The organism is Tabrizicola sp., from assembly GCF_051645465.1.
Taxonomy (GTDB): domain Bacteria; phylum Pseudomonadota; class Alphaproteobacteria; order Rhodobacterales; family Rhodobacteraceae; genus Tabrizicola.
This window is the reverse complement of record NZ_JBOFBI010000300.1, coordinates 1-7,924: the sequence shown is the minus strand read 5'-3', so window position 1 is coordinate 7,924 and position 7,924 is coordinate 1. Positions and strand designations below refer to the sequence as shown.

General features: G+C 63.9%; 7 protein-coding genes and 1 tRNA gene. 1 reads left to right on the top strand and 7 read right to left on the bottom strand.

The features are described from left to right. On the top strand, positions 1 to 833 hold an 833-nt coding region (locus ACRCSW_RS19455; RefSeq protein ID WP_438707304.1), incomplete at its 5' end, for a creatininase family protein. A gap of 48 nt (positions 834 to 881) precedes the next feature. Here ACRCSW_RS19455 and ACRCSW_RS19450 read toward each other — a convergent pair. From ACRCSW_RS19450 to ACRCSW_RS19420, 7 genes are all read right to left on the bottom strand, one after another. After that, on the bottom strand, positions 882 to 1,970 hold the full coding sequence (locus ACRCSW_RS19450) for an ABC transporter ATP-binding protein (protein WP_438707303.1): 1,089 nt from the start codon (positions 1,968 to 1,970) through the stop codon (positions 882 to 884). Positions 1,971 to 1,972: 2 nt separating this feature from the next. Further along, positions 1,973 to 2,968 (bottom strand): levansucrase, encoded by a 996-nt coding sequence (locus tag ACRCSW_RS19445; RefSeq protein ID WP_438707302.1) that lies wholly within the window; start codon positions 2,966 to 2,968, stop codon positions 1,973 to 1,975. Between the two features lie 11 nt (positions 2,969 to 2,979). Further along, entirely contained in the window at positions 2,980 to 3,858 is an 879-nt protein-coding gene (locus ACRCSW_RS19440) for a carbohydrate ABC transporter permease (RefSeq protein WP_438707301.1), read from the bottom strand. Then, entirely contained in the window at positions 3,858 to 4,928 is a 1,071-nt protein-coding gene (locus ACRCSW_RS19435) for a carbohydrate ABC transporter permease (RefSeq protein ID WP_438707300.1), read from the bottom strand. Before ACRCSW_RS19435 ends, ACRCSW_RS19440 begins: the two co-directional genes overlap by 1 nt. A gap of 87 nt (positions 4,929 to 5,015) precedes the next feature. Beyond that, the gene (locus tag ACRCSW_RS19430; protein ID WP_438707299.1) at positions 5,016 to 6,266 is read right to left on the bottom strand and encodes a sugar ABC transporter substrate-binding protein; all 1,251 of its coding nucleotides are present in this window, start codon (positions 6,264 to 6,266) and stop codon (positions 5,016 to 5,018) included. Beyond that, complete coding sequence (locus ACRCSW_RS19425) at positions 6,263 to 7,351, bottom strand: LacI family DNA-binding transcriptional regulator (RefSeq protein WP_438707298.1); 1,089 nt, start codon at positions 7,349 to 7,351, stop codon at positions 6,263 to 6,265. The genes ACRCSW_RS19430 and ACRCSW_RS19425 overlap by 4 nt, the downstream gene beginning before the upstream one ends. 474 nt (positions 7,352 to 7,825) lie before the next feature. Next, positions 7,826 to 7,902, bottom strand: a tRNA-Met gene (locus tag ACRCSW_RS19420). Positions 7,903 to 7,924: the final 22 nt, after the last annotated feature.

The window sequence follows — 7,924 nt, the reverse complement described above, 5'->3', positions numbered from 1 at the left end:
TGCAAGGAGCGAATGGCATGCACAGCCGGTTCTGGGCCGACTACAGCGCGCGCGAGATCATGGCGCTGGACCGGGAGCGGCTGATCGCCGTCCTGCCGGTGGGTGCCATCGAGCAGCATGGGCCACATCTGCCGGTCTCGGTCGATCAGGCGATCCTTGACGGGATCATTGCTGCCACCCTGCCCCTGATCCCGGCGGATTGCCTGGCGCTTTTCCTGCCCACCTTGCCCGTCGGCAAGTCGGACGAGCATTCAGCCTACCCCGGCACGCTGACCTTCTCGGCCCCAACGCTCATGGCGATGTGGACCGAGATCGGCGACAGCGTGGCGCGGGCGGGCGTGAGGAAGCTGGTGATCCTGAACTCGCATGGCGGGCAGGTGGCCCCCATGGACATCGTCGCCCGCGATCTGCGCCTCCGCCACGGCATGATCGCCGTTGCCGCCAACTGGTTCGCCATGGGCCTGCCCGAAGGCCTGTTCCCGCCGGACGAAAGCCGCTTCGGCATTCATGCCGGTGATATGGAGACCTCGGTCATGCTGGACCTGCATCCCGATCTGGTGCGGATGGAGCATGCGCGGGATTTCCGACCCCTTGCCGCCCGGTTGACTGCGGAAAACAAGCATCTCGGCCTTGGCGCCGGCGGCAAGCTTGCTTGGGCCGCGCAGGATCAGCACCCGGCAGGCGCCTGCGGCAACGCTGCCGTTGCGACCGCCGAGAAGGGCCACAAGGTCATCGATCACGCCGCCCGGCAGCTCGTGACCCTGCTGGAAGAGGTGGACCGCCTGCCGCTGTCGATCCTGTCCAACCCGGCCGACCCCTTGGCCGGGGCCTAGTTTTTCCCGTCGCAAGGACAGAAAACCACCCTGCGACGAAAAGCTTTTTCAGTGTGGTGCCGAAACCGCCCCCTCCTCTTTCGGGAAGAGATGGGCCTGCGCGGGATCGAAGCTCAAATCCACCGGGGCGCCAAGCTCGAAGACCGTGTCCTCAGACAGCGCCGCGATCAGCGGCTTGCCGTTCTTCAGGGTCACTTCCAGCACCGTCTCGGCCCCAAGGCGTTCGGTCAGCGCGACCGTCCCGTGCAGTTGCGCCGCACCTTTCGCGACACCTACATACTGCGGACGCAGACCCAGAAGGGCTGTCTGCCCGACCTGGAACGGGCCACGCTTGCCCGACACCTCGACCGGATCCAGCGCCTCGTTCGACACCAGCGCCTTGTCGCCGTTGACCCCCTTGACCGTCACTTCAATGAAGTTCATCGAAGGTGCGCCCAGGAAGCCTGCCACGAACAGGTTGGCCGGGTTGTGGTAAAGCTCCATCGGCGCGCCGATCTGCATCACCCGGCCGTCCTTCAGCACCACGATCTTGTCGGCCAGCGTCATCGCCTCGACCTGGTCGTGCGTCACATAGATCATCGTGGCACCAAGCTGCTGGTGAAGCTTGCCAATCTCCATCCGCATGTCCATGCGCAGCGCCGCGTCGAGGTTCGAGAGCGGTTCGTCGAAGAGAAACACCTTGGGCTTCCGAACAATCGCCCGGCCGATCGCCACCCGCTGACGCTGTCCGCCGGAAAGCTGCGAGGGGCGACGGTCCAGAAGATGCTCCATCTGCAGAATGCGCGCGGCCTCGGCGACCTTGGCCTCTTTCTCTTCCTTCGATGCCCCGCTGATCGTCAGCCCGAACGCCACGTTCTCGCGCACGGTCATGTGCGGGAAGATGGCGTAGGACTGGAAGACCATGGCGACCCCACGGTCCTTGGGCGGCAGGTCGTTCACGCGGGTTTCGCCGATCCGCATATCGCCCGAGGTGATGTCCTCAAGCCCCGCGACCATGCGCAGAAGCGTGGACTTGCCGCAGCCCGAAGGCCCGACGAAGACGCAGAACTCGCCGTCGTCGATCTCGATGTCCACGCCCTTGATCACATGGGCGCTGCCGAAGCTTTTGGTGACGTTCTTGAGAGAGACTTGTGCCATGATCACTCCGCCGCATGTGCGCGATGTTGAACGTTGAGAAGGCCGTTCGGGCCGACGATGACCGTTTCAGGATCCATGATGTAACCGCCGAAGCCGCCCGGTACATGGTCGGCAAACCCCAGGATCGAAAGCCCGTCCGGCCCCTCGACAATGCGCGCGGCATAGCGGCGGCAGGGTTCGGCCCCGTCCAGGAACGGGCCGGGGGCAATGCGCCAGGGCCCGCGCGGGTGGTCGGCGATCAGGTAGTGGGTGCCTGACACCGGCGCCTCGGGGTTCTGCAGGCGATAGTGTTTGGACCAATGCCGCGACCCGGTGCAGAAAAGGCAGTACCACGTCGAACCGACATTGAAGACCTGCGGCACTTCCAGCTGGCCGAAGCCACCCGTGAAGACCGGGGGCTGCAGGGTCCAGGTCTTCAGGTCGGGCGAGGTGGCAAAGCCGATGGCCCCGCCCGCGTTCGGCTCGGGCACGCCGGGTGCGCGGGCGGTGAAGTACATCAGCCACCCCTTGCCGTCCGGGTCGCGCATGACCCAGGGGTCGCGCATCGCCCGGTCGTGCCAATGGCCGATCATGTGGTCTTTCTCGTAGCACTCGGCATTGGGGCCGGTCAGGTCGAGGCAGAGCCCGTCGCCAACGCGGGTCCAGTTGTGCAGATCGGTCGAGGTCGCATGGCCGATCCGCTGGTAAAGCGATTTCTCGGCATGGGTCGTGCCGGTGTAGAAGAGGTGCCAAAGCCCGTCGTCACCCTTCAGGACCGATCCGGTCCAGGTCGTGCTGTCATCCCAGGCGGCACCGTTCCGCTGCGGCTCGAACGTGGTGCCAAGGTCGGTCCAGTGGATCAGGTCCTTGGACGCGGCATGCCGCTGGGTGGCGTTCATGTGGCGCAGCTCGGGGTCGATCAGCGACTTCGGGGCCTGCAGGAAGTAGCCGTGGAACGTGTCCCCGTCCTTGGCGTACCAGCTGTCCCAAAGCCATCGGTCAGCGATTGCGTGTACCATCTGTGGTCTCCTCAGCCTTTCACGCCGGTCGAGGCGATCGATGCGATGAAGGCCTTCTGCAGGTAAAGATAGAAGGCGAGGACCGGGACGGTGATCAGGCTCAGGTAGGCCATGACCTCGCCCCACGCGATGTTGAGCTGGAAGAAGTACTGCAGGCCCACCATGACCGGGCGGTAGCTTTCGTTCTGAACCACCATAAGCGGCCAGAGATACTGGTTGTACATGGCCAGGAACTTCAGGATCGCCGCTGTTGCCAGCACCGGCCCAGCCAAAGGCATGACGACCTTCCGGTAAACCTGCCACCAGCTTGCGCCCTCGACCCGGGCGGCCTCGACCAGTTCGCCCGGCAGGTCGCGGAAGTACTGGACGAACAGGAAGATCGTGAGGCCATCGGCGATCATCGGCACGATCTGCACCCGATAGGTGTTGAGCCACCCCCAGGTCAGCCCCTCCATCCCGATCCAGGGCAGCTTCGACACAAACAAGAGAAGCGGGATCGCGATGGTCTCGAACGGCACGATCAGCGTGGCCAGGATCAGGCCAAGGGCAAAGCTCCTGCCCCTCCAGTCGATGAACACGAACGAGAACGCCGCCATGGAGCACAGGAGAAGCGACAGAAGGACAGTTACCCCCGTCACGAGGATCGAGTTGAAGACAAAGGTCCCGATCGGCGCCCGGTCGAACGCGGCATAGTAGTTGTTCAGGCTGATATCCCCGACCGGCAGGAACGCACGAAGCGAGCTTGTGTCCTGCAAGAGCTGCTGGTCGGGCTTCAAGGACGACATCAGCATGAAGACCAGCGGGAAGATGAAGATCACCGCAATCAGGATCAACACCACGTAGCGAACCGCCAGGCGAAGGCCGTGGTTGTCGTCGGCTATCTGGGCCATCAGTTCTTCTCCCTCGTAATCCAGCGTTGCAGAAGCGAGATCGACAGGACGATGACGAACAGGATCACCGAGATGGCCGATCCGCCCGAGATGTCCTGCTTGCCATAACCGCGTTCGACGGCCTGGAAGACGATGGTCTGCGTGCTATCCAGCGGACCGCCCTGGGTCATCACGTCGACCTGGCTGAAAAGCGAGAACGCCTGCATCGTGATGACGATAAGGATCAGAACGGCCGTGTTCTTGAGGCCGGGCCAGGTGACGTAGCGGAAGGTCTGCCATTTCGACGACCCTTCGATGGCCGCCGCCTCGTAAAGCGTGGGGCTGATCGTCTGCAGGCCCGAAAGCCAGATCACCATATGGAAGCCGACCCCCTGCCAGACGGACATGGCGATGATCGCGCCAAGCGCCGTGGACGGGTTGCCAAGCCAGTCGGTACCGGAGAAGGCCCCGAAGGTCACGGCACTTATCAGATTGTTCAGAAGGCCGCTGTCGCCGTCATAGATGAACCGCCACAACAGCGAGACGACGACGATCGAGACGACCACGGGCATGAAGTACACCGCGCGGAAGAAGTTCATGCCGCGAAGCTTCTGGTTGATGAGGAGCGCGAGGCACAAGGCCAGCCCGGCCTGGACCGGGGCCACGACCAGCACGAAGATGAAGGTGTTGACGATCGCTGTCATGAACACGACGTCGCGGGCAAGGATGACCGTCTTCGTCTCTCCACCGAAGCTGAACCATTCGCGCATGCCGGTCAGGTGGGCATAATCCGGATTGTTCCGGGTAAAGCTTCGCACCGCCGGATATTCCGGCTCGCCCTCCGCCGTCATCTTCACGGCACCGCTTTCGTCGCGCAGGGGCTCAATCCGAAGCACGCTCAGCCCGAGGAGCTGGCTGTAGTTGGACATGCCGGTGAACTCGGTCGGGTTGGCCGAGACCAGGCGCTGGTTGGTGAACGACAGGACAAAAGCGAAGATGAAGGGGATGACGATGAAGGTGACCATCAGAAAGAAGGCGGGTCCCGCCATCAGCCAGCCGGTTCCGTTAGACCTGACAAACTTCGATGCCATGGCAACCTCGCAGGGTGCGGTTGGTTATGAGGGGGCACCGGGGGCGGCGATACCGCCCCCAGGCCAAAGCAGCGTTCGATCAGCGGATCAGTGACCGTAGCCGCTGTTCTTCTCGATGTCCGCGTTGATCTCGTCGACCGCCGCGTCCAGCGTGTCCGCGACCGGAGCGCCGTTGGCGATGTCACCCATGGCCTTCTCGAAGACCTTCGCCTGCACCACGTAGCCCGGCGTCACCGGACGGACGAGCGCCTGCTTGGCGGACAGCTCGAAGAAGACCGCAAGCGGCGCGCCCGCCTTGTAGTTGACGGTCATCTCGGCAGCGGTAGGCGTTGCCGGGATCAGGCCGATGCCGTCCGAGAACGCGGCCAGGTACTTGTCCTGCAGGGCGAACTCGATGAAGGCATTGGCCCCCTCGGGATGCTTCGAGGTTGCCGAGACACCGAACTGCCAGCTCGCCGCACCGATGATCGGGCCATTGCCGAAGTCGGGTGCCGGCAGGAAAACGGTGTCCGGGAAGGCACCAAGCGCGCCAAGCGCCGCCCAGTTGCCGTTCCACGAGAAGCAGTATTTGCCCGCGGCAAAGCCCCCGTCCCGGTCGGCCGGGTCCTGGATCGCCTGGGCATAGCCGCCAGTGAACAGACCCTGCCACCATTCGCCGAATGCGATCGCGGCTTCACCGTTCAGGGCGCCTTCTGCCGTCTTGTAGGTCGACCGGTCGACGATGTCGCCACCGAAGGATTGCAGGAACGGGCCGAAGGCATAGGGATACCATTCGCCGGTCCAGGCCATGCCCGGATCGAAGGCGACTTCGCACTTGCCACTGGCCTTGGCCGCGTCGAGTGCTGCCATGAACTCGTCCTTCGTCCAGGGCTGATCCACGGTCGGCGTGCGCAGACCTAGCTCATCCAGCAGCGACTGACGGGTCACCAGCGCGACCGCCGCATCCCAAAGCCCGATCGAGTAAAGCTTGCCGTCCCACATGCCCTTGGTGCCCGGCAGGAAGCTTGCGATCTTCGCTTCGTCGATCGTCAGCGGCTGCATGTAGCCGGCCCAGGCCCAGTTCGGCATGACCGGACCGTCGACGTCCAGGATATCCGGCAGGGTCCCGGCCAGCGCGCCCGCGTTGACGCTGTCGTTGTACGCCGCTTGCGGGAAGCTCTGCAGCTCGACCTTCCAGTCGGTCTGGCTGGCGTTGAAGTCGCTTATGACCTGGTTGATCACCTTCGCTTCGGCCTCGTTGCCCGCGCCATGGTACCACATGGTCAGCGTCTGTTGCGCTTGGGCGACAGAGCCCCAGGCCAGAAAGGTGGCACCGGCCACCCATTTCATCGTCGTCATGTTCTTTCCTCCCTGACGGCTTTGAGTTGCAGCATATTCGAAGGACGCACTTCCGTCACGGAATTGCGCCAATGGACCGGTCCGGCGACAAGCGTCGGGGTCCGGTCATCCCGGCCCTGGCCGGAAATCAGCGCCAGAAGGCGCTCGCCCGCGCGAACCCCCATGGCATTGTAGGACAGCTCTACCGTCGTCAGCGGCGGATAGAGCGTCTCGGCAATCACGCGGTAGTTGTCATAGCCCGCGACCGAGATTTCCTCGGGAACCTTACGCCCCATGGACCGCAGGATACCATAGACCATCATCGCCATCTGGTCGTTGCCGCAGCACAGAACCGTGGGCGGCTGGCCGAGTTTGAGCATCCGGTCGATGGTGTCCCACAGAAGCTGCGGGCCGATGTCCGGGGCATCGAAATCGACCGGCGTGATCAGGTCGGGGTCGAAGGCGATACCCGCATGGTCAAGCGCGTCCTTGTAGCCGAGGGGCCGCAGCTGGCCCGCCACCATGTCGTGGCGCAGGCTCAGATAAGCGATCCGCCGGTGCCCCGCCGCGATCAGCCTTGCCACCAGATCATGCTGGCCGCGCCGGTCGTCCGGCAGGAAAGACGGGGTGCCGCGCTGGTCGAAGCAGTTGGCCAGAACCACCGGCGTATCCGCGGGCACCGGAGGGAGGCTGACCTCCTGATGGTACTCGGCAACGTAGATCAGCCCCTCCACCCGGTGCGAAAGGAACGTGTCGACCAGATAGGGCACGCGGTCCTGCCGCCCGGCCGTATCTGCGATCATCAGCGTCAGTCCGCCGTTGGCCACCGCGCGCTGGATGCCCTGGACGATGAAGAGATCGGGCAGACCCTGCTGGTGCATCAGCCGGTTCTTGGGCGAAATGGCCCCGGTGATCAGCCCGATGATCCCTGATTTCTGCGCCCGCATCATGCGTGCGGCGTTCGACCGGACATAGCCAAGCTCGCGCATCGCCGTCTCGACAGCCAGCCGCGTCGCTTCGCCGACCGGGCCGTCGCTGTTCAGCACCCGGCTGACGGTCTTCGGAGACACGCCCGCCGCGCGGGCGACGTCATAGATCGTGGCCATGCAGTCTCCTCCCCAGGAACGACAGGCACAGAACTGAGGGTGGCTTTTCCGCTATGCCACCGATGTCATGACATCGATGTCATGCGTGGGCCGATTCTGTCAATACTGCATTTCTATGGTTACCGTCCGGGCAGTCCGGTGGGCTGTGTCAGCGATCGGTCGGGGATGCAGGGACTGAAAACCGTTTTCGTTGCCCGGCTTTGAACGGTCTCCTTGTCGTTCTCACCCTTCGGGCTATGAGGCTGACGAGGTGACGGGCGACGGTGGCCCCAGTGGGGCCGATGTTGCGCGCCCCGAACGGGCTGCTTGGGGGGTGACTGTTTGGCGGGAACGGGATTTGGACCGTTCGCCGGGGGATTGATCCGGTGGATCAATTCCTTGTCTGTCTCACGCTTCGGGTTATGGGTCTGACGCGGCTCTGGCAGACGGTGCTGTGGAGCGTTTGCAGGTCTGACGGGCTAGGGACGTTACGACTGGTTGCGGGGACAGGATTTGAACCTGTGACCTTCAGGTTATGAGCCTGACGAGCTACCGGGCTGCTCCACCCCGCGACGGTTGGCCGGAATGTGGGCC

Coding starts and splice junctions, on each gene's coding strand:
- ACRCSW_RS19440 (WP_438707301.1), bottom strand. CDS start 3,858: ATGGCCCAGATAGCCGACGACAACCACGGCCTTCGCCTGGCGGTTCGC.
- ACRCSW_RS19430 (WP_438707299.1), bottom strand. CDS start 6,266: ATGACGACGATGAAATGGGTGGCCGGTGCCACCTTTCTGGCCTGGGGC.
- ACRCSW_RS19425 (WP_438707298.1), bottom strand. CDS start 7,351: ATGGCCACGATCTATGACGTCGCCCGCGCGGCGGGCGTGTCTCCGAAG.
- ACRCSW_RS19445 (WP_438707302.1), bottom strand. CDS start 2,968: ATGGTACACGCAATCGCTGACCGATGGCTTTGGGACAGCTGGTACGCC.
- ACRCSW_RS19435 (WP_438707300.1), bottom strand. CDS start 4,928: ATGGCATCGAAGTTTGTCAGGTCTAACGGAACCGGCTGGCTGATGGCG.
- ACRCSW_RS19450 (WP_438707303.1), bottom strand. CDS start 1,970: ATGGCACAAGTCTCTCTCAAGAACGTCACCAAAAGCTTCGGCAGCGCC.